Source organism: Microbacterium sp. Leaf159 (assembly GCF_001423615.1).
In the GTDB taxonomy this organism is placed as follows: Bacteria; Actinomycetota; Actinomycetes; order Actinomycetales; family Microbacteriaceae; genus Microbacterium.
The window spans coordinates 2,211,284-2,230,918 of record NZ_LMOU01000001.1 but is presented as its reverse complement, the minus strand read 5'-3'; the positions used below and the strand labels follow the sequence as shown (position 1 = coordinate 2,230,918).

Here is a 19,635-nt window from a genome sequence, read left to right as displayed (position 1 = left end):
CGGCGCTCGCAGCGGCGTGTACGTCTCGGCATTCGACCTGTTCTCGATCGGTATCGGCCCCTCGTCGTCGCACACGGTGGGGCCGATGCGCGCCGGGCGTGATTTCGCGCGGCGGGTGCTGGCGCAGCATCCGGGCGGGCCGAGTCGCGTCGAGGTGGTGTTGTACGGGTCGCTCGCGGCGACCGGACTCGGCCACGGAACGCCGGATGCGGTGGTCGCGGGTCTCGCCGGTCTGGATCCCGAGACATGTGACCCGGCTGCCGTGCGCGGCGCGTGGTCGGGGCACCCGGCGGGGTCGCCGCTGCTGTTCGGCGGCGTCGTGCCTGTGGCATTCGACAGCTCCGATGTCGTGCTCGACCCGTTCACCCGGCAGCCGGTGCACCCGAACACTCTGGTGATCCGGGCGTTCGGGGCTGGTGGGGTGTCGATCGCGGAGGAGACGTACCTCTCGGTGGGCGGCGGATTCATCCAGCGCGTTGGCGAGGTGGTCGAGAGCCCGGCCGTGCCCGACGAGATGCCGTCGTTCCGGACGGCTGCGGAGTTGCTCTCGCTGTGCGCCGATGGCTTGTCGATCGCCGACGTGGCGCGGGCCGGTGAGCTCGCTGCGCGTGGCGCCGATGCCGTCGACGCGGGTCTCGACGCGATCTGGACTGCCATGCGCGAGTGCGTCGAGGCGGGGTTGGATGCTGAGGGAGTGCTGCCAGGCGGGCTCGGTGTGCCGCGGCGGGCGCGCTCGATGCGCGACAGCATCCTCCGGGCGGAGGCGGCGGGGCAGCCGGTCACGTCCGACTGGCTGCAGGCGTTCGCGCTCGCCGTCAATGAGGAGAACGCCGGGGGTGGCCGGGTCGTCACCGCTCCCACGAACGGTGCCGCCGGCATCTTGCCCGCCGTGCTCATGTACTACTCGCGGTTCGTGCCCGGTGCGGATGCTGCGGCTGTGCGGACCTTCTTGCTGACCGCCGCCGCGATCGGATCGCTGATCAAGGCGAACGCGTCGATCTCGGGCGCGGAGGGCGGATGCCAGGCCGAGGTCGGCTCTGCGTGCGCGATGGCAGCAGCGGGGCTCTGTGCCGTGCTCGGCGGAACCCCGCAGCAGGTCGAGAACGCGGCCGAAATCGCGATGGAGCACCACCTCGGGCTCACCTGCGATCCGATCGCCGGACTCGTGCAGATCCCCTGCATCGAGCGCAACGCCGTCGCCGCGTCGACCGCCGTCACGGCCGCCCGCCTCGCCCTGCACGGCGACGGCAGCCACGTGGTGTCTCTGGATGCCGTGATCGAGACGATGCGTCAGACCGGCGCCGACATGAGCGACAAGTACAAGGAGACGAGTCGCGGTGGGTTGGCGGTGAATGTCGTGGAGTGCTGATGCCCCCTGTCGTTGAGCGAGGCCGGCGGAGCCGCCCGAGACGAGGCGCACGTCTTTTCAACCGAGGCTGCTGCCCGGTAGCCCAATCCTGGCTGAACCGCGGGGTAGACGATCTCTTGCTCGGCAGAGGACCACTCCTGTCCGTCGCCCGTCGACAGGTAGACGGAAAGCCCGAGCTTTCACTGTATGCCGATATGCAGTCATATGTGTGCTTTTCTTTCTCGAAAGAAAACATATTTGACAGATCGGAGTAGCGATGAACGGACACACACATGTCTCGGCGACGGAGGACGTGCACAACAGGCTGCGGGTGTGGGGCTCGGTGGCGGCTGTAGTTGCCCTGACCGCGACGATGGTGTCGCCTGCCCACGCGTCGGAGACGACGGACGACGCGGACGCAATCGCTTCCTTGATTCAGGAGGCTGCTCCCGCGACGGATCTGTCTGAACCGGGGGATCTCGTCGCAGGTGAACTGAGTACCGAAGCCGGGGACGTGCAGTCCATCGTGCCTTTGTCTGCCGAGGAAGCGATCACCGTGACCTCGGCGAACGGCGCTGGGGAGCAAACAGCGACTATCGACCTGCCTGACGAGATTGACGTCAAGGACGGTGTGGTCGCGGATGACGGAACGGTCGTCTTCGCCGCCACCGACGACTCGGGGGATGCTGTCGCAGTGCAGACGCTCGACGATGGTTCAACTCGGATTCAGACCGTCATCGGCGGCAGCGCGAGCGCACACGAGTTCGGCTATCGCATGTCCGGTTACCAGCCGTACCAGAGCGACACCGGCGAGGTGATCTTCGTAAGCGAGGATGGAAACTACGTTCCGGTCGCGGCCCCATGGGCCACGGATGCCAACGGGAATCCGGTTGAAACTCGATACGAGATTCGCGGAGACGAGCTCTTCCAAATCGTTGTTGCGGATGACTCCACCTCATACCCCGTCGTGGCGGATCCGAGCTGGCAGTGGTACGGGCCGATCTGGGGGATGAAGCTCACTCGTGCTGAAACTTCCCGCGTACGCGACTACGCCGCTGCCCTCGGTATGTGCGCAGTCTTTGCGAGGCAGGTCAGCATTGCATGCTCTGCATTCGGGTCGTACATCATCCTTCAGGCGAACCTTGCACAGGGGGATAGTCCTGCGAAGACTTGCCTGTTCTTCACGGCCGCGCCAGTTCCCGGAGTGATCTTCAGGCTCGGATGTTGATGACTGGAGAGCGCTCATGACTATCGGAGGCATCGAAGAGATCATCGTGTACGTGCTCGCCTTCGCTCAAGCTGTAAGCGTCGGCTTGGTGCTCGCTTCCGCCCCCGGCAGCAGGCATCGATCGGCTCTGTTTGTCACGGGGCTCCTGTTGGTCGGAGTGGCGGTGGTCGCCGGATTTGCGCTTGGTTCGAGAGCCCTGTGGATCGGGCCTATATTCGCCGTCGTCGCCTGCGTGACCGGCGTTGTAGCTACCGCGCGCTCTCTTGGGGGCGATCCTTCGATGCAAGGCGAATCCTTCGGCCAACGAATGGTCTATGCACTGTCCCGTCGTCCGCATCCGGCTGATCCGGACGAGAGCGCGAACTGACACATCGCCGTTCTGACAGCAGTACCCTGGTGCTCATCCTGCACCGCCCGCATCGAAGGAGATCGGCGAGATGAGACCACTGCGCTACGCCATCAACGTCACGCTCGACGGCTGCGTTCACCACGAGGCGGGGGTCGCTCCCGACGAAGAGCTGATGGCCTTCTGGACCACCGAGATGGAGCGGGCCGGTGCCGTGATCTATGGCAAAACGACTTACGAGATGATGGAGGGCGCCTGGCGCCGCCCGGCATCCGGGGTGTGGCCGGACTGGATGAGCGAGTGGGAGATCCCGTTCGCCGAGGCCATCGACCGCGTGCCGAAGCGCGTCGTGTCGAGCACGCTGAGCTCGGTCGACTGGAACGCCGAGCTGATTCACGGTGACCTGGGTGAGGCGGTCCGAGAGCTCAAGCAGCAGCCGGGCGAGGGGCTGTCGGTGGGCGGCGTGACGCTGCCGCTGCGATTGGCTGAGTTGGGGCTGATCGACGAATACACGTTCGTCGTGCATCCGATCGTCGCCGGGCACGGGCCGCGCTTGTTGGATGGGCTGAACCGGCCGCTCGAGCTCGACGTCGTCGATCGTCGGGAGTTCGGCTCGGGAGCCGTGGCCGTCACATACCGTCCGCGGCTGTGACTGCAGGTGCGGGCGCCTGAGGGCTCCGCGATCTGCGGCCGATCCACAGTGCGGTGAAGCCCGCGTAGGCGCCGAATACCGCTGCGGACCCGAGCACCAGGATCCACGGGCCCAGCCCGTTCTGGTAGAGCCAGCTCATATAGATCAGGAACAAGGCGCTGCCCAGGGCGCCACCGACACCGGCGCCGACGCTGATCTTCCACCGATTCGCTGGCGCGCCATCGGTGGTCGCCGAGACGCGCTTGGCGATGTAGGCGCCGAAGGCTGAGGTCAGTCCGGATACGGCGCCGGTGATGACAGTCGGCGCCACGATGAGCATGGCCAGCCAGTACCAATTGGTCCATTCGCGGTCGTTCGCGGGGCTGAGCGAGTCGGTCAGGTAGGGCGCGCCGTGGATGATCAGCATCGTCACGATGAAGAGCACAAGTCCGAACACCGTGAGCGCGAGAGTCAACATGCCCATGCTCAACCGCCCTCGAGTCTCCCTCATCCCGCGACTCTATCCAAGACCGCGCAGCCACAACGGTCGTTGAGCGAGGCCCGCGGTTGTTCCCCCTCAGGCGTTGAGCGAGGTCTGCGAAGCTGCCGAAACGAAACGCGCCACCCGCAGCATCGGTAGCCTGTTCAGGTGCCCCGTCCCCGAAGTGAAGCCGCGCGCCAGTCCGTGCTCGAGGCGATGCGCGCTGCTGTCGTGGCCGGTGCCTACGAGGCCGTGACGATCGAGGGACTCGCGGAGTCCGCAACTGTCTCCAAGCAGACGATCTACCGCTGGTGGCCGTCGAAGGCGGCGATCCTGGGCGAGGCGCTGCTCGAGGGAGAGGTGCCCCTCGCGGATGCGACCGTCGCGATGAGCGACGACATCCGGGCTGATCTGCACGCCTGGTTCTCCGCGATGTCCGCCGGCATGGAGAGGCCCGAGGGCGTCGCCCTCGCCCGGGCTCTGATCGCGGTGACGGCCACCGACCACGAACTTGGGCTCGCGCTCAACGAGCGTCTCGCAGCGCCGATCCGCTCGTGGGTCGCCGAACGGATCGCGCGCGGACAGTCGGCGGGAGAGATTCGCGAAGACGTGGATGCTGCCGCCATCGCCGACCAGCTCATCGCCATGGCGTCGTACGCCGCGCTCATCGGTCAGCCGTTGAGCGCCGAGCGTGTCGAGGAGACGGTGACGCGGCTGCTCCGAGGCATTGCGCGGTAGGCCCCGCCCAGCCAGGGTGGAGGGGATCGGCGGAGGATATCCGCGCGATCAACACGCGAAGCCGAGGACTGGAGCCGAGCATGGTCATCGCAGACATCACGGTCGTTCCGGTGCCAACCGAACGCAGGGCTGCCTACCTGGACTTCTCGAAGCGGATGGCCGCGGTCTACCGCGACCACGGTGCGATCAGCGTCGTCGACTACTGGCAGTCGAGCGATTCAGCCGAGCAGGCCGACTTCCATGCCGACGGGGCGTCGTACGAACCGGGCGAGCTCTCGAGCATCGCCGACCTCGCCGGAGCGAGTGCCGGGGAGTCCGTCGTGGTCTCGGTGATCACATGGCCATCGCGCGAGGCTCGCGACCGGGGGACGGCTGCCGCCACGCAGGACGCTCGCGTCCTCGAGACGCTCGACGAAGAACCTGTATTCGACGGAGGTCGCGTGATCGGCGACAGCTTCGAGATCGCGATGAGCGTTCCCGACGACGAGTGACGGGCGCCGATTACGGCGTGCAGTAGGCGAGCATCGCGTCGGTCGCCGTGCGCATCTCGGTCGATGCTGCATCCAGGCCCGTGACGTCGCCGGTGATGGCCTTCTCGCCCTCGGCGACGAACGCGTCGATGCTCGTCGTCCACGAGTCGCGGAGCGTGACGAACTCGTCGGGTCCGTCGACACCGCGGATGTTTTCGGCGACGCTTCGCACTTCGTCGAGCGCTGCCTGCGCGGCCTCGGGAGTCGGCGAGCTGACGCTGCCGATCACGCCGGTCACCTGCGCGGCCTGGGCTGCGACCTGTCCACACGCAGCGATGGTCGACGCCTGAGAGCATCCGGAGAGCAGCAGGATGCCGACGGCGAGCGTCGCGAGCGCGGGGAGCTTCTTCATGACAGCCAGGGTAGGTGACGCGGATGTGAGGACTACAGCGAGCCCCAGGCAGGGCCGACGAAGGTCACGGGCTTGCCCACGGCTTCTGCGTAGGCGATCTCGCGGAGCGTCGATTCGCCGTAGTGCTCGCCCCGGTTGACGACGACCACTCGATCGGCAAGGTCGATCCTGCGCAGGTGCAGCTCGCCGAGAGCTGCCTTCTGCTCCTCGGTGATCGTGGTGTCGACCTCGGCCGGCATGAGGACGATGACGCCAGCGAGTGTCAAGGACTGGCTCACCACGCGCATGTCCTCGATGAACCGCATGGAACCGCAGATGCACACGATCTCGGGCCGGTCAGGCATGGTGCCAGTCTGTCACCCTCCAGAGGGGCACAAGATAATTTACAAGGTATCTTGCACTTTCGATTGTGGTGATGTGTACTGGCTTCAACGTACCTTGCAACCCACCTTGGAGGTTCCCTTGATTCCGATCACAGTTCACGTTCCTGAGCGACGTGTCGAAGAGTTCTACATTCGCTTTGGTGAGTTCGTTGCCGAGATCCCTGATTCCGCTGACCCGGTGCGGCTCGAATCTGGAACCGTTCCCTCTTGGGCAGTGGCGGACAACGCGCAGGAAATCGCTGCACGGCTCTGGGACGGAGTTTCGGGGCCTGGTCATTCGGTGCTCACCTTCCTCAGCCGATCTGCGACGCGCGAAACGGCCCACTTCACTCCGGACGAACTGGCCTCGGCGCTCAACCACCCCAACGGTGTCTCGGGTGTCGCCGGCATTCTCGGAGGGGTGGGCAAGGCGATCCGTCGCGCGCAGCTTCCGATGTACCGCACTCCAAAAGGAACGGAGTGGCACTACGTCTGGGACTGGGATGGCGAGAAGTACTCGATGACCCCTGAGGTTGCCAAGCTGCTTCGCCGCGCAGAGCGCGCTAGCTGAGCAATCTCGAACCTGGATCGACAGAGCAGGGGAATGAACGTGCGATATCAAGACATGCTGATTGAGACGCCGTACCCGTTGGCTAACGTTGCGGACCGACGAGTGCGATCGGGTAACGAGGACTCGGGTCACTGCACCTATTGCGGCGTGCAGAACGGCGATGAGTGGCATCCGATCGCGGAACTTACCGTGTATCGGATCTGGACAGCAGATTCCGTGTATCGGCCCGATGCCGTCGGAGTGCATGAACAGGGCGGCAAATGGCAATGGAGATGTTCAGAGCATCCGAAGCGCTCTTGGTCTCCATGGAGTCACCTCGCGCCGGAAGAGTTGCAACCCCCTGAGCGGAATCCTTGCGAGGAGGTGGATCGACTCTCGAAGAGGAAGTGTGGGACGACCGAGGGTGCGCGGCGTTTCGAGGAAGGGTGGTACTGCCCGGAGCATAGCTTGCAGCACGAGTTACGCGATCGTGAGCTCCGCGTGCTGCGCCACGAAGATCCGGAAGCTGGCGAACGCGGAGAGCTTTGATAGCTGGACTCGTCGAGACCGAAGCAGTGTTCGGGTAGACGATCTACCGCTGGTGGCCGACGAAGGAGGCGATCCATGAGTCGCGGAGCGTGACCAATTCTGCGGGGCCGCCAATGAGCCGATTCATGTCGGCCACAGATCTGACCTCATCGTGTGCCACCTGTGGAGACTCGGGAGGGCGAGCTGCAGCTTGCGAGTACACCGGGTACCCGCAGCCCGAGCTTGATGTGCGACTGCGTTCATGTTGCCTCGCGGGTCTCGCTCACTTATCGGATCCACGCGGGCGTCTGCAGTCCGTGTAATCCTGTGGTCATGCCTGATCCCCGATCGATTACTGAGAAGTCGCAGGATCGTCGTAACGAGCGGTCGTTGAAACAATCCGCTGATTCCGCGAAGGAGACCGCACGGAGCGTGGAGCAAATGCTGCGGCTATCGCGCGCCCAGTTGGCAGCTTCTGAAGCTCAGGTGAGGCTGACGCAGGCTGCACGTGCAGACGCAGAAAGATCTGAGCGATTCACACGTTGGATGGCATGGAGCTCGCTAGCCGTCTCCGTTGTTTCCGTGGGCGCAGCGATGGTCGCGTTGTTCATCCGCTGAACGGCGCGAGGTCGGCCTGGCATCGAGCTGCGCACTATCGGAGAGCTTGGAGGCCGGCACGGCAGCCGTGCCGGCCTCCAAGACTGACGTTTACTGCACCGACCATCCACCATCGGATGCCAGCACGGCACCGTTGATGTTCACGGCGTCGTCCGACAGCAGGAACGTGATCGACGCGGCGAGGTGTTCGGCGGTCGCGACCGTCGGGATCGCCTGCTGGAACGGGGCCAGGCGACCCGAACCGTACTCCGACATGTTCGGGGGCATCGGGATGCCGGTGGCGACGCCGCCCGGTGCGACGGAATTGACGCGGATGCCCTTCGGCCCGTACATGAACGCCGCTGACTTCGTGACGCCGATGATGCCGTGCTTGCTGGCCGTGTAGGCGTTGCCCGACGCGTTGCCGCGCAGACCTGCCTCGCTGGCGACGTTGAGGATCGAACCGCGACCGGCCTTCTCCATGATCGGCAGCACTGCGCGCATGAGCTTGAACGGGGCGGTGAGGTTGATGGCGATGACGCGGTCCCAGACGGCATCCGTCGTCTCGCCCGCGGGGGAGAAGTCGTCGTTGATGCCGGCGACGTTCGCGAGGGCGTCGATGCGGTCGCCCGCGGCGGCGATGACGGCGTCGATCGCGTCCTGCTTGGTTAGGTCACCGGCGACGGTGGTGATGTCGGCATCCGGCAGTTCGGCCTTCAGAGCATCGAGCTTGTCGGCGGCGATATCGGAGGCGATGACGCGTCCGCCTTCGCGGGCGATGCGGGAGGCGGTGGCCTTGCCGATTCCGGATGCTGCGCCCGTGACGATCACGGTCTTGCCGGAGAAGCGCCCGGTGGTGGGCCTCTCGGTCCAACCCTCGGACTCGTCGGCCTCGGGGATCTCACCGCCGTTGGCTGCGCGGACGAGGTCGTCGACGACCGATTGTGGCAGTGCGCCCTGACTCATCGCGACGAGTTGCTGCAGCGGCAGTCCGAGCACGGGGGCGAGGAGCTCGGGGTCGGCGCCCGTCTGCTCGAAGAGTGCGCGGATGAGTGGCCCGCCGGTCGGGTCGTTCAGCCAGTCGCCGATGGTGGAGTGTGCGGTGAGGGCCATGGGTGCTCCTTGAGGCTTGGGTTTCGCAACGGTGCGTCTACTTATGGGCAGTCTAGCGTTCTCTTTCGGTCCTGAGGGCGGGTCATGGTGTCAGATCAAAGAGTGGTGACCGCTGCCACAGGTCAGCGGTGACGGACCCCGCCAATAGGATGTTCTTGTCGAGACGCATTCCCTCATGGGCGCGGCAAATGAGCTACGACTGCTGCTTTCCGCAGCACGTTTGAGAGTGGGACACCTGCATGGCGAGACTCAGCCTCAAAGCGGTGGAGGAGCGCGTTGCCCCTCTGGCCGGCCGAGAGAACTACGACCGAGAGTTCATCTTCGATTTGCTGCTCGCTTACGGGAAGCCGGCGGGAAACGTCACTCGGCTGCGCAACGGGTCGCTGAACGTCGCTATCGAGCCGACAACGGAGGTCGCGCAGAAGAATGTCGTGTACTTCAAGGAGACCGACGGTGACCCGCTGGCGGTCCTCGAGGAGCTTAAGGCGTCGCCGGCCGTCGTCCGTTTCAGCACACGCTTCGTCATCGTCACCGACTATGCCGACGTGGTGGCACACGACAGCAAGACAAACGAGACCATCGGGTTCCCGATCAGGGAGATCGACCAGCATTTCACGTTCTTCCTGCCCTGGGCCGGCATGGAGAAGGCACAGTACGTCGCTGAATCCCGTGCCGACGTCAAAGCCGCCGAACGCATGGGCAAGCTCTTCGACGAACTGCTGAACGCCAATCCCGGGATCTTTGACGACGAGCAAGGTCGACACTCCCTCAACATTTTCTTCTCACGCCTTCTGTTCTGCTTCTTCGCCGAAGACACCGGTATCTTCACGCACAACCAGTTCACGAACGCGGTCGGATCCCAGACGCAGCCCGACGGCTTAGACATGGCAGAGTTCCTCACCGTACTCTTCAAGGCGCTCGACACGGCCGACCCCGCCGATAAGCCGACGCACCTCGCCGAGTTCCCCTACGTGAACGGTCGCCTGTTCACCGTCACCGACGACCAGACCGTGCCCCGCTTCACAAAGCGAGCACGCGAGGAACTCATTGCCTCGGGCACGCTCATCTGGCGCGACATCAACCCCGACATTTTTGGCTCGATGTTCCAAGCCATCGTCACCCCCGGCAAGCGCAGCGACCTTGGCCAGCACTACACCTCGGTGCCGAACATCCTGAAGACAATTGAGCCGCTGTTCCTGGACGCCCTGAAAGCTGAACTCAATGAGGGCCAGGACAGCGAGCGTCGACTGGTCCGCCTGTTAGAACGCATCGCGGCCATCAAGGTGTTCGACCCCGCCTGCGGTTCGGGCAACTTCCTCGTCATCGCCTACAAGGAGCTTCGCAAGATCGAGCACGCGATCCTCGAGCGGCTCGCTGAACTGAGTCCCTCGCACCAAGTGCTCTGGGCTGACTCAAAGATCAACATCGAGAACTTCTACGGCATCGAGATAGATGACTTTGCTGTAGAGGTCGCCATCCTGTCTCTCTGGATCGCAAAGCACCAGATGAACCGAGAGTTCCGAGAGAAGTTCAGCGTCGAGATCCCGTTGATTCCGCTCAAGGAGAGCGGCAAAGTCCAACCAGGCAACGCGGCGCGGGTTGACTGGGACGCGGTCTGTCCGAACGACGGCCACTCCGAGATCTATCTGATTGGCAACCCGCCCTACGTCGGCGCGAGGGTACAGACGAAAGAGCAGAAGTCCGACTTCGATCACGCGTTCGGACAACGCCCTTACTCGAAGAACCTCGACTACATCGCGCTCTGGTTCATCAAGGGAGCTGATTACATGGAGGGAACCCGGGCAGAACTCGCATTTGTCACGACGAACTCGGTGGCACAGGGCGAGCACGTCGGCCTCATGTTTCCGACTATCTTCGCCAAAGGGATTGAGATTGGCTTTGCCTACACGTCATTCAAGTGGGAGAACAACGCCAAACGCAACGCCGGTGTGACCGTAGTCGTGATCGGTCTTCGCATGATCAGACCAAGCGAGAAGTTCATCTACACCGATGACCTGAAGATCCAGGCGGACAACATCAACGGCTACCTCGCTGACGGTGACAACGTGTTCGTGACGAAGCGGACGAAGCCGATATCAGCGCTGCCGGAGATGTCATTCGGCAGCATGCCCAACGACAATGGTGGTCTCGTCTTGTCGAACGAGGAACGGGAGCAGTTGATCGCTTCTCATCCAGACGCAGTTCGCTTCGTGAAACGATTCCTAGGCGCGAGCGAGTTCATCTCCGGCACTGAGCGTTTCGCACTCTGGATCGACGCGGCCGACCTGACAGCGACCATGGCGATTCCCGAGATCTCGAGGCGCGTCGAGCATGTGCGTGAGCATCGCTCCAGAAGCAAGAGAGATTCGACGAAGAGGCTCTCAGCCGTTTCTCACCGCTTCGGCGAGGTGAGATATAAGCCCACCGATGCGATTATCGTGCCAAGCGTTTCATCCGAACGTCGAGAATACGTTCCGGTCGGCTACCTGGGACCTGAAACCGTAGTCTCCAACCTTGCGTACGCGGTCTACGACGCTCAGCCATGGCTTTTCGCGATTCTCACGTCTCGCATGCACATGGCGTGGGCCCGGGCCGTGGGCGGGAAGATGAAGACCGATTTCCGTTACTCGAACACTATTGTCTATAACAACTTCCCCGTCCCACCGATGTCGGGGGCGATAAAGGAGAACCTGACAATCGCCGCACTACGCGTGCTTGACGTCCGCGAGTACCACTGCGAGCAGATGCTCGCCGAGCTCTACGACCCAGACAAGATGCCGAAAGACCTGCGCGAGGCCCATGCGGCGGTCGATGCGCTCGTCGACTCGATCTACTCGAAGAAGCCATACGAGACCGACGAGCAGCGCCTGTCGGACCTGTTCGCGCTGTACGAGCGCATGACCGCCGCGGAGGCCGCGAAGGTCCCGACGAAGAGGATCCTGAGGACTGCGGAGTGAACGCGATCAACAAGCCCGTAAATATCGTCAACGTCACGTACGCACAGACGAAGGCGTCGGTGAACACCGACGCGCTGGGGATGCGCGAGATGCAGCAACGCGTCTTCGAGCAGCGCGACGCCCGGCACCTTCTGGTGAAGGCTCCACCCGCATCAGGAAAGTCCCGCGCACTGATGTTCGTAGCACTGGACAAGCTATACAACCAGGGCCGCAAGAAGATCATCGTCGCCGTGCCCGAGCGGTCCATCGGGGCCTCGTTCGCCTCGACCAGCCTGACTACGCACGGCTTCTGGGCGGACTGGGAGGTCAAGGACAAGCACAACCTCTGCGACCCGGGCTCGTCGGCGGGCAAGGTCGATGCCTTCATCGAATTCCTGGAAGGGCCCGACGCGGTACTCGTGTGCACGCACGCGACGCTGCGGTTCGCCTTCGAAAAGCTGGCCCCGGAGTCGTTCAATGGCGCGGTGCTGGCAATTGACGAGTTCCACCACGTCTCGGCCGACACAGAGACGTCACGTCTTGGCGCGCTACTGCGCGATGTCATGAAGGGCTCCGACGTGCACATCGTGGCCATGACCGGGTCGTACTTCCGTGGCGACTCAGTGCCAGTGCTGTCGCCCGAGGACGAGGCGAAGTTCACCCCGGTGACCTTCAACTACTACGACCAGCTCAACGGTTACGCACACTTGCGGTCCCTGGGCATCGGGCACCACTTCTACCAAGGCCGGTACACCGACGCGATCCACGAAGTTCTCGACCTCGACAAGAAGACCATCGTGCACATCCCGAGCGTGAACTCCGGCGAGTCCACGAAAGACAAGATCGAAGAGGTCGGACGCATCATCGACGCGATTGGTCACGTCGAGTCAACCGATCCCGACACGGGGATCATCAGCATGCGACGCCAGGACACCGGCGAGATCGTGCGAGTCGCCGACCTCGTCGACGACACCGACCAGAAGAAGCGCGGCGACACTCTCCACTACCTGTCGCACACTGCATCGAAGGAGCGCGACGGCGTCGACATCATCATCGCGCTGGGCATGGCTAAGGAAGGCTTCGATTGGCCCTTCGCGGAGCATGCGCTGACAGTCGGCTACCGGGCGTCTCTCACCGAGGTGATCCAGATCATCGGGCGCGTGACTCGTGACAGCCCCGCAAAGTCGCACGCGCAGTTCACGAACCTCATCGCCGAGCCCGACGCCTCGCAAGGCGAGGTCAAGGTATCGGTGAACAACATGCTCAAGGCGATCACCGCCTCGTTACTCATGGAGCAGGTGCTCGCGCCGAACTTCAACTTCAAGACGAAAAAATTTGACGATGACGCGCCGGCGAAGAGGGGCGAGCTGAAGATTAAGGGCTTCAAAGAGCCCTCCAGCGACCGCGTGATGCAGATCGTCGCGACGGACCTGAACGACCTGAAGGCGACAATCCTTCAGGACGACACCTTCGCCCGGGCCGCGGCCGGCTCGGTCGATGCCGAGACGACCAACAGAGTGTTGATCCCGAAAATCATCCGGGAGAAGTACCCGGACCTCAACGAGGAACAGGTCGAAGAGGTCCGCCAGCAGGTTGTCGTGGACTCGGTCATCAAAAACGGCGAGGTACGCGAGGTCGGCGACAAGCGCTTCATCAAGATGGCCGAGAAGTTCGTGAACATCGACGAGCTGAACATCAACCTCATCGACTCGGTCAACCCCTTCCAACGAGCGTTCGAGGTGCTGTCTAAGTCGGTCACCCCCTCGGTGCTGCGCCTGATCCAGGACACGATCACGTCCACGAAGGTCGAGCTCTCCGAGGAGGAGGCGCTGTCCCTGTTCCCGAAGATCAAGACGTGGAAGCAGGTCCACGGCAAGAACCCGGACATCCGCTCCGAGGATCCGACCGAGAAACGGCTGGCCGCTGCCCTGCTGTTTCTGCAGAAGCTCGCGGCACAGCGCAAGGCGGAGAAGGCCTCGACGGAGACGGTGGTCGAATGAGCGAGAACGAAGCCTTCGAGTCCGAGGCGCCGCTGAGCCTCGATGACATCCTCGACGACGAGTTGCTCACAGCGCCGGAGAAGCCGAAGAAGCTCACCTCGTCGGACCGGCTCCAGAGGGCCTTCCTTGAGATCGTCGAGTTCCGACGCGCCGAGGGACGGCTGCCCAGCTCCCAGACCCGCGAGATCGCCGAACGCAAGCTCGGCGCGCGCCTGGACGGCTTCCTCACCAACGACGCCAAGGCCGGGGCCGTGAAGCACCTGGACGATTTTGGAATGCTGGAAGCTCCCGCAGCGCCGACGTCCATTGACGACCTGCTGGAGAGCGACGACCTCGACGAGCTATTGGGCGACGAGTCCGGGATCCTCGACGTGTCGGATCTGCCCGTGGTCAAGCGCCCGGAGTCGGCCGAGTCCGTGGCCCAGCGTGTGAAGGCGAAGGAGTTCGAGCAGTTCGAGCCGCTCTTCAAAGTGAAGCACGCTGAGCTGAAGGATGGCACTTGCGCGCTGAAGCCGTTCACGGGGATGGATTTGATCCGCGAGGGCGTGTTCTTCGTCCTCAATGGCGTGATGTGTTTCGTCGCGGAGGTCGGCGAGAACGTCGACCTCGTTGTGGGTGGGAAGCGCACGCAGAAGCAGAGACTGCGTGTGGTGTTCGAGAACGGCACCGAGTCGGCTATGTACAAGCAGAGTTTGATGACACGGATGTATGAGGCCCAGGGACAGGTGCTGGCGCGCACGGGGCACGATGAGGGCGGCATCCTGGACGCGGACATCGAGAGCGGGCACATCTACGTACTGCAGTCCATGAGCACCGACCCGCTGCTCGCAAACATGAAGGACCTGCACAAGATCGGCTTCTCGACCACGAGTGTCGAGCAGCGCGTGAGGGGCGCATCCACGTCTCCGACATACCTCATGGCCCCGGTCAAGATCGTCGCCGACTACAGGGTGTACAACCTCAAGGCGTCGGCACTGGAAGCACTGCTGCACCGAGTCTTCGCCGATGTCCGCCTCGACCTGACGCAGATCGACCGAAACGGCCGCGATTACGACCCATCCGAATGGTTCATCGTGCCGCTAGTGACGATCAACAAGGCCATCGCCATGATCATGTCCGGCGAGATCACACAGTACGTCTTCGACAAAGCTCAGCAGGACCTCGTAGAGCGGAGCGATGATGCCCGTTGAGATGGGCCTCTGGCGCGCAGAGGGCGACAAGCTCAATCGGATCGTTCCGACCGCGATCGGCTTGGAGTCTGAACTCGAGGGGTACATCGAGTCCGACCCATCGATGCTCGGGGAAGTGCTACTAGTCATCGGGAGGCAGGTGCCGACAGCCTTCGGCGGTTTCATCGATCTGCTTGCTCTCGATGAAACCGCTGCTGTGCACGTTATCGAGCTGAAGCGCGACAAGACCCCACGCGACGTCACAGCCCAAGCCCTCGACTACGGCTCCTGGGTCGCAGGGCTCGGGCGAGCCGACGTTCATGCAATATTCGAGGCCTACAAGCCTGGCGTCGCGCTGGAGGAGGCGTTCGCCGAGTGCTTCAATGAGACCCTTCCCGAAGAAGTCAATAGCTCGCAGACCCTCACCATCGTCGCTGCGAAGGTCGATGCGGCCACCGAGCGAATCGTGCGGTTCCTCAACGAGGGCTTCGCGGTACCGATCAACGTGATCTTCTTCCGTCATTTCGAGGACAACGGGGCGAAGTACCTGGCCCGTACCTGGCTCGTCGAGCACGAGGGTCAGCAGGCTGGAACGAGCGTGCCAGGTCATCAAACCAAGACGCGTGAGCCCTGGAACGGCAGCGACTGGTACGTCTCGTTTGGCGAGGACAGCGGCGGACGCCAGTGGGCAGACGGGCTCAGGTACGGCTTCATATCAGGTGGCGGCGGGAAGTGGTTCTCCCAGACACTCAAGAACCTGCCGATCGGCGCTCGCGTCTTCGTCCATATTCCAAAGACCGGTTACGTCGGTGTCGGTACTGTCATCGGCGAAGCTCAGCGATTCGACCAGACCATGGTCGATGTGGGCGGCGTCGCCACCCTCTTGCACACTCTTCCGCTTGAGGGAACCTACCGCCACGAAGGCGATGTCGCGGACGAAAAAGCCGAATGGGCTGTTCCTATCGCCTGGACACATGCAGTTTCTCGCGCGGAGGCCATCTGGCGAAACGGAATGTTCGCGAACCAGAACACGGCCGCGAAGCTACGCCAGAAGTTCACGATCGAACAGGTAACCGAGGCGTTCGGCCTCGACAACTGAACCAGGCCGCGCGCTCCCCGCGATCAGAACGCCGATGAACGATGCCGGCCGAACTCGAGACCCGACGGAGGCATGGTGAGTCAACATCGTGTTCGATGCTCTGGTCGGAACGCGGGTCTCGGTCTACCGTGCCGAATTATTGCCTGGGTACGTGCTAGCAGGAGAATTCGCGAGGTCTCGCGAATGTCTTGGCAACGACTCTTATTCAAAGAACTCCTACTGACGGACGCCTCCCGCTAGAGTCACTTTTCTTTTGGCGGGAGTCGGAATCGCTGATCGCTTACTACGAAACCGTCGGGCAAGGGCTTAAACAACGGCTTCGCTGCTCGAAACACGCTCTGATGCTCTCGAAGTTTATGGAAGTTGATCTCGCCCACCACTGTGTAGTCGTGCAGTCCGCCCCGGTGTCTAATCAAATCCCTCTCCCACTCATTCACTGCGGGAACACGAATCCGACTGTCACCGTAAGCGCGGTTATTCGCCTGCACGATGAAGGCATGAATATCTAGCGCGGCGGATTCCACCAAAGCTTCGAATGTGTGGATATCGCGATTCCACTCGGGTACAAATAGCGCGTCAACTCTCCCTCGCAGAGATGCTCGATAGCCGATGTTGGTAAGTTCGCTGCAAATTACGATTGCGAAGAAGAATCCTCCGTGGGAAATGATGGGAGGTGAGGACCACTTCTGCACTGGAGCGAGTTGCAGCCCGGCCAACCCCGAGAGGGTCACGTTCTCTCCGGGTGCCGGCCGTTGCTTGTCCTGTCGATACACAAGCAGCGAGGGGAACCCGAAGTGATTATGGAGCAGAGATGCCCAGACCTGGTTCCGAACCGAAAGCCCATTCCGCGCGTACTCGAGCCCGGCAACAAGGCTCACGCCCTGGGCTCCGAGTTTCTGCGCCACGCGTACGAACCAACGTGATGGGAGGCTCAGCTCCGGAAGTACAAGGTAGTCCGCGGCACCGCGTCGCGAGATTAGCTCATTGACAAGAGTCGAAATACGCCGGTACCGCGCGAGACCTAGGTCAGGGCTGCCCATGGCTGCTCGGGTGGACTGCGACTCAAGAGTCTCGAGTGAACCGATTGCGATCCGACGTCTACCACCCTGGCGCGGCGCCGAGTTCCGCACCGAGATGAACGAACCGCTCGCGCCGTCGCCGACTTGCCCTGGCATGTCATCGTGGATGCGAAACCCTCGCAATGCGAGCACGGAGTTAGCGATAAGTTGCGTCGCATCCTGGACCTCGCGTTGAGACTCTGACTCGAAGGGGTCGCCGACGATGAACAACTCAAGGAGATTCGGTGGGCGCGTAGGGAACATAAACGCGTACGCGATCGCGTTGAAATCCTTGTGGCGGACGAGAGATGCGAGGGACTCGAAGCCAACTTGGACAGCTTGCGGGAGGGCTCTGAGAAGTGTCGGCTCGTCCCGCACGAGGGGCAGCTCGGCGCCACCCCGAGGCGTGATCTCCTGTGGCAGAACCGCGAATCGTGCGGGTAAATGGCCGAGGTCATGCGCAAAGAGACGACGGCCCAACTCCGCGAGATCTGCGACTCGGACCCATTCGGCAAGTGCGAGGTCAAGCGGGCTAACGGCGTCCGCGAGCTCGGCTTGCGCGCTCGAAGAGAGCGGCGCGGAGGTAGTCGAAGCGATGGCTCGCCGGACAACGCTTGTCACCTGTTCTCGCCATGATGTCATGGGGTCGGTCACAGCGTTATCGAGTCCGGCGATCCTGCGGCTGGTGGAGAGATCGACGGACTCGAGGAGGGCAGCGAGACGGCTGATCATTCGCGAAAACAACGCGAGATCATCGCACACGAGGGCGAGACGCAAGAGCCGCGGCAAGTAGGTCCAGAGTTCGAAGAATCCTTCAGGGGTCAGGACATGGTCGCAAACTGATTCGAAAAAGGCTTCTCGGTAGTCGGACCAATCTTCGGAATCTAGATCTCTCTGGAAAGCCTCAAAATCTCTTAGTTGGAGTGCGAACTTGGCGCGCCTCGCTGATATCGAGTCGGCCTTACGAAGATTATCCGCGGGGTCGCCATCGGCTTGCATGGCAATCACCATTCGCGTACCAATTTCAACATTTGTAGCGGGCAGGGAAGGTAGAGCCCTCCACTCGCTTCCTTGCTCGGCGATCGTGCGGCGAAGTGAGGATATCAGCGCCTTTCCACTGCGCCCACTTAGATTAAAGGTTCGATTCTTGCGGTTCTCGAACCTCACACTGGAGTTAGCGAGGTAGGGCGGAGCAAATACTAGGCCCTCGGCAGAGGCGGACAGGCCCAGCTTGGGATCTGCCCGCGCGGTGATCCAATCCCATATTTCGAGAGCTGTGGTGAGGCTCGACCCACCCTCGAGAACGAGGAAAAAGTCGTCGACGTAACGCCCGTAATAGAGCGGGGTGAGTTCGCGCTCAACGAAACGATCAAACTCTACGAGTGCCAAGTTTGCGACGACGGCGCTAGCGGGTAGGCCGACAGGGAGGCCTGCCGGCAGTGATTGCAGCGAGTCTGCAGTTTCGCTGCTCCACGCTTTGAGGGAGTTTACAAACAACTCATTGATGCGTCTTTCGTTTTCCGACAGATCGGCCTCTAGTACCGCAGATATGAAGTGGTCGTCGAGCAGAAAGTCCGGCGTCAATTGGTGGTAGTAAGAGGTGGCGTCCCCAGTTACGGCTGCGACTTGCTTATCGTCGTCGAGGGCGCGCTCGATCGCTTTCAGCCCATCCTCTCGCCACCTCCTGAAGGGCTCGAGGTAAGGCTTGAAGCTCCCGACGGCTAGGTCATTGAAAGTGTTATCCAGTCGTCTGCGTAGACGATTTCCCATCGAGGCACTTGATAGCTCTGCGTCAAACGCGGCGCCAACGGTCATGATCCAAAGTGATGACAGCACGTGCATATCGATGCTGCACTGAGAAATGATTCGGAAAGTGGCGGTGACCTTATCCGCTGCGGCGCGCGCGCGGAACTGGCTGTCGGGATCCGACCAAAGGGTATTGCTCGCGTTGTATCCCTGGTTTCCGAAGGCGAGCGATTTTGGAACGATCGAGTATCTCCCGGTAAAGGGGCGCTGCGTCACCCATTCCGTGGAATCACCGTTGATCAGGGCCAAGAGTGCGCCAAGGCGTGCTTCGAGATCCTCTTCATACTCGAGCAGGTCAAGTTCCCTCGAGTCGACCGAGAAGTAGAGGTCCGCCTTTGCCTTGCGGTATGCCATGACGAGCTGCTCAAGCGTAGCGGCCATCGGTTCCTCACAGGTCGGTTTGGGTGCGGCTGTCGCGCGCCTGTCGGGAGCGTTGTCCCGAGCACGTGTCGAATGCCTGACTCCGTGTCAGCGTAGTCTGTCGTCACGCTCCGACGTTCGCGCGGCGGGCACGAGCGGATTGCACCACTCCCCATGGGTTAGCCCAGGAGCCGGCAGTAGTCGGTAAGCGAAGTTCCGCCGCTTCTCAGACAGATATCACCGAGCAGCTCACCAAGCTCGCCTCGCTGCGCGACGAGGGCATTCTCTCCGACGAAGAGTTTGCCGCCAAGAACGCGGAACTGCTCGCGCGACTGAAGGCTGCAAGTCGCCCCGCTGCACTGGACTTGCATCGGTCGGTGAAGGGCGTCGACCTGCCGTGACC

Annotated in this window: 17 protein-coding genes; 12 read left to right on the top strand and 5 right to left on the bottom strand. The window is 62.5% G+C overall.

Features of this window, described 5'->3' with window-relative positions; translation table 11 throughout:
* Positions 1-16 precede the first annotated feature (16 nt).
* From ASF80_RS10495 to ASF80_RS10480, 4 genes are all read left to right on the top strand, one after another.
* Entirely contained in the window at positions 17-1,369 is a 1,353-nt protein-coding gene (locus ASF80_RS10495; RefSeq protein WP_056312009.1) for an L-serine ammonia-lyase, read from the top strand.
* Between the two features lie 256 nt (positions 1,370-1,625).
* Complete coding sequence (locus tag ASF80_RS10490) at positions 1,626-2,576, top strand: hypothetical protein (protein WP_056310527.1); 951 nt, start codon at positions 1,626-1,628, stop codon at positions 2,574-2,576.
* Between the two features lie 16 nt (positions 2,577-2,592).
* On the top strand, positions 2,593-2,943 hold the full coding sequence (locus tag ASF80_RS10485) for a hypothetical protein (RefSeq protein ID WP_056310525.1): 351 nt from the start codon (positions 2,593-2,595) through the stop codon (positions 2,941-2,943).
* A 70-nt stretch (positions 2,944-3,013) separates the two neighbouring features.
* Complete coding sequence (locus ASF80_RS10480; protein ID WP_056310523.1) at positions 3,014-3,574, top strand: dihydrofolate reductase family protein; 561 nt, start codon at positions 3,014-3,016, stop codon at positions 3,572-3,574.
* On the opposite strand, the gene ASF80_RS10475 is transcribed toward ASF80_RS10480, so the two are convergent.
* Positions 3,552-4,064, bottom strand: coding sequence for a hypothetical protein (locus ASF80_RS10475; RefSeq protein ID WP_157521026.1), 513 nt, complete (start codon positions 4,062-4,064; stop codon positions 3,552-3,554). The genes ASF80_RS10480 and ASF80_RS10475 overlap by 23 nt on opposite strands.
* Before the next feature lie 138 nt (positions 4,065-4,202).
* On the opposite strand from ASF80_RS10475, the gene ASF80_RS10470 reads away from it, so the two are divergent.
* Positions 4,203-4,772 (top strand): TetR/AcrR family transcriptional regulator, encoded by a 570-nt coding sequence (locus ASF80_RS10470; RefSeq protein WP_235559938.1) that lies wholly within the window; start codon positions 4,203-4,205, stop codon positions 4,770-4,772.
* A gap of 80 nt (positions 4,773-4,852) precedes the next feature.
* Positions 4,853-5,263, top strand: coding sequence for a DUF1428 domain-containing protein (locus tag ASF80_RS10465; RefSeq protein ID WP_056310519.1), 411 nt, complete (start codon positions 4,853-4,855; stop codon positions 5,261-5,263).
* A 10-nt stretch (positions 5,264-5,273) separates the two neighbouring features.
* On the opposite strand, the gene ASF80_RS10460 is transcribed toward ASF80_RS10465, so the two are convergent.
* Together ASF80_RS10460 and ASF80_RS10455 are read right to left on the bottom strand one after the other, a co-directional pair.
* Positions 5,274-5,654: a hypothetical protein gene (locus tag ASF80_RS10460; RefSeq protein WP_056310517.1), complete on the bottom strand. Its 381-nt coding sequence runs from the start codon at positions 5,652-5,654 to the stop codon at positions 5,274-5,276.
* Positions 5,655-5,686: 32 nt separating this feature from the next.
* Complete coding sequence (locus ASF80_RS10455; protein ID WP_056310514.1) at positions 5,687-5,998, bottom strand: hypothetical protein; 312 nt, start codon at positions 5,996-5,998, stop codon at positions 5,687-5,689.
* A 73-nt stretch (positions 5,999-6,071) separates the two neighbouring features.
* Between ASF80_RS10455 and ASF80_RS18895 the strand changes: the two genes are divergently transcribed.
* The gene (locus ASF80_RS18895) at positions 6,072-6,587 is read left to right on the top strand and encodes a hypothetical protein (protein WP_157521025.1); all 516 of its coding nucleotides are present in this window, start codon (positions 6,072-6,074) and stop codon (positions 6,585-6,587) included.
* A gap of 1,215 nt (positions 6,588-7,802) precedes the next feature.
* On the opposite strand, the gene ASF80_RS10445 is transcribed toward ASF80_RS18895, so the two are convergent.
* Positions 7,803-8,804, bottom strand: coding sequence for an SDR family NAD(P)-dependent oxidoreductase (locus ASF80_RS10445; RefSeq protein WP_056310511.1), 1,002 nt, complete (start codon positions 8,802-8,804; stop codon positions 7,803-7,805).
* A 239-nt stretch (positions 8,805-9,043) separates the two neighbouring features.
* Between ASF80_RS10445 and ASF80_RS10440 the strand changes: the two genes are divergently transcribed.
* From ASF80_RS10440 to ASF80_RS10425, 4 genes are read left to right on the top strand one after another with little or no spacing between them, the layout of a single operon-like run.
* Positions 9,044-11,761: a DNA methyltransferase gene (locus ASF80_RS10440; RefSeq protein ID WP_056310509.1), complete on the top strand. Its 2,718-nt coding sequence runs from the start codon at positions 9,044-9,046 to the stop codon at positions 11,759-11,761.
* The gene (locus ASF80_RS10435; protein WP_056310507.1) at positions 11,758-13,740 is read left to right on the top strand and encodes a DEAD/DEAH box helicase; all 1,983 of its coding nucleotides are present in this window, start codon (positions 11,758-11,760) and stop codon (positions 13,738-13,740) included. Before ASF80_RS10440 ends, ASF80_RS10435 begins: the two co-directional genes overlap by 4 nt.
* Positions 13,737-14,930, top strand: a complete 1,194-nt coding sequence (locus tag ASF80_RS10430) for a GIY-YIG nuclease family protein (RefSeq protein ID WP_056310505.1) — start codon at positions 13,737-13,739, stop codon at positions 14,928-14,930. Before ASF80_RS10435 ends, ASF80_RS10430 begins: the two co-directional genes overlap by 4 nt.
* Positions 14,917-16,008, top strand: coding sequence for a hypothetical protein (locus tag ASF80_RS10425; RefSeq protein ID WP_235559937.1), 1,092 nt, complete (start codon positions 14,917-14,919; stop codon positions 16,006-16,008). Before ASF80_RS10430 ends, ASF80_RS10425 begins: the two co-directional genes overlap by 14 nt.
* Before the next feature lie 242 nt (positions 16,009-16,250).
* Here ASF80_RS10425 and ASF80_RS10420 read toward each other — a convergent pair whose 3' ends face one another.
* Positions 16,251-19,226: an RNA-directed DNA polymerase gene (locus ASF80_RS10420; protein WP_157521024.1), complete on the bottom strand. Its 2,976-nt coding sequence runs from the start codon at positions 19,224-19,226 to the stop codon at positions 16,251-16,253.
* A 242-nt stretch (positions 19,227-19,468) separates the two neighbouring features.
* Between ASF80_RS10420 and ASF80_RS19585 the strand changes: the two genes are divergently transcribed.
* On the top strand, positions 19,469-19,633 hold the full coding sequence (locus ASF80_RS19585; protein WP_082488376.1) for an SHOCT domain-containing protein: 165 nt from the start codon (positions 19,469-19,471) through the stop codon (positions 19,631-19,633).
* Positions 19,634-19,635: the final 2 nt, after the last annotated feature.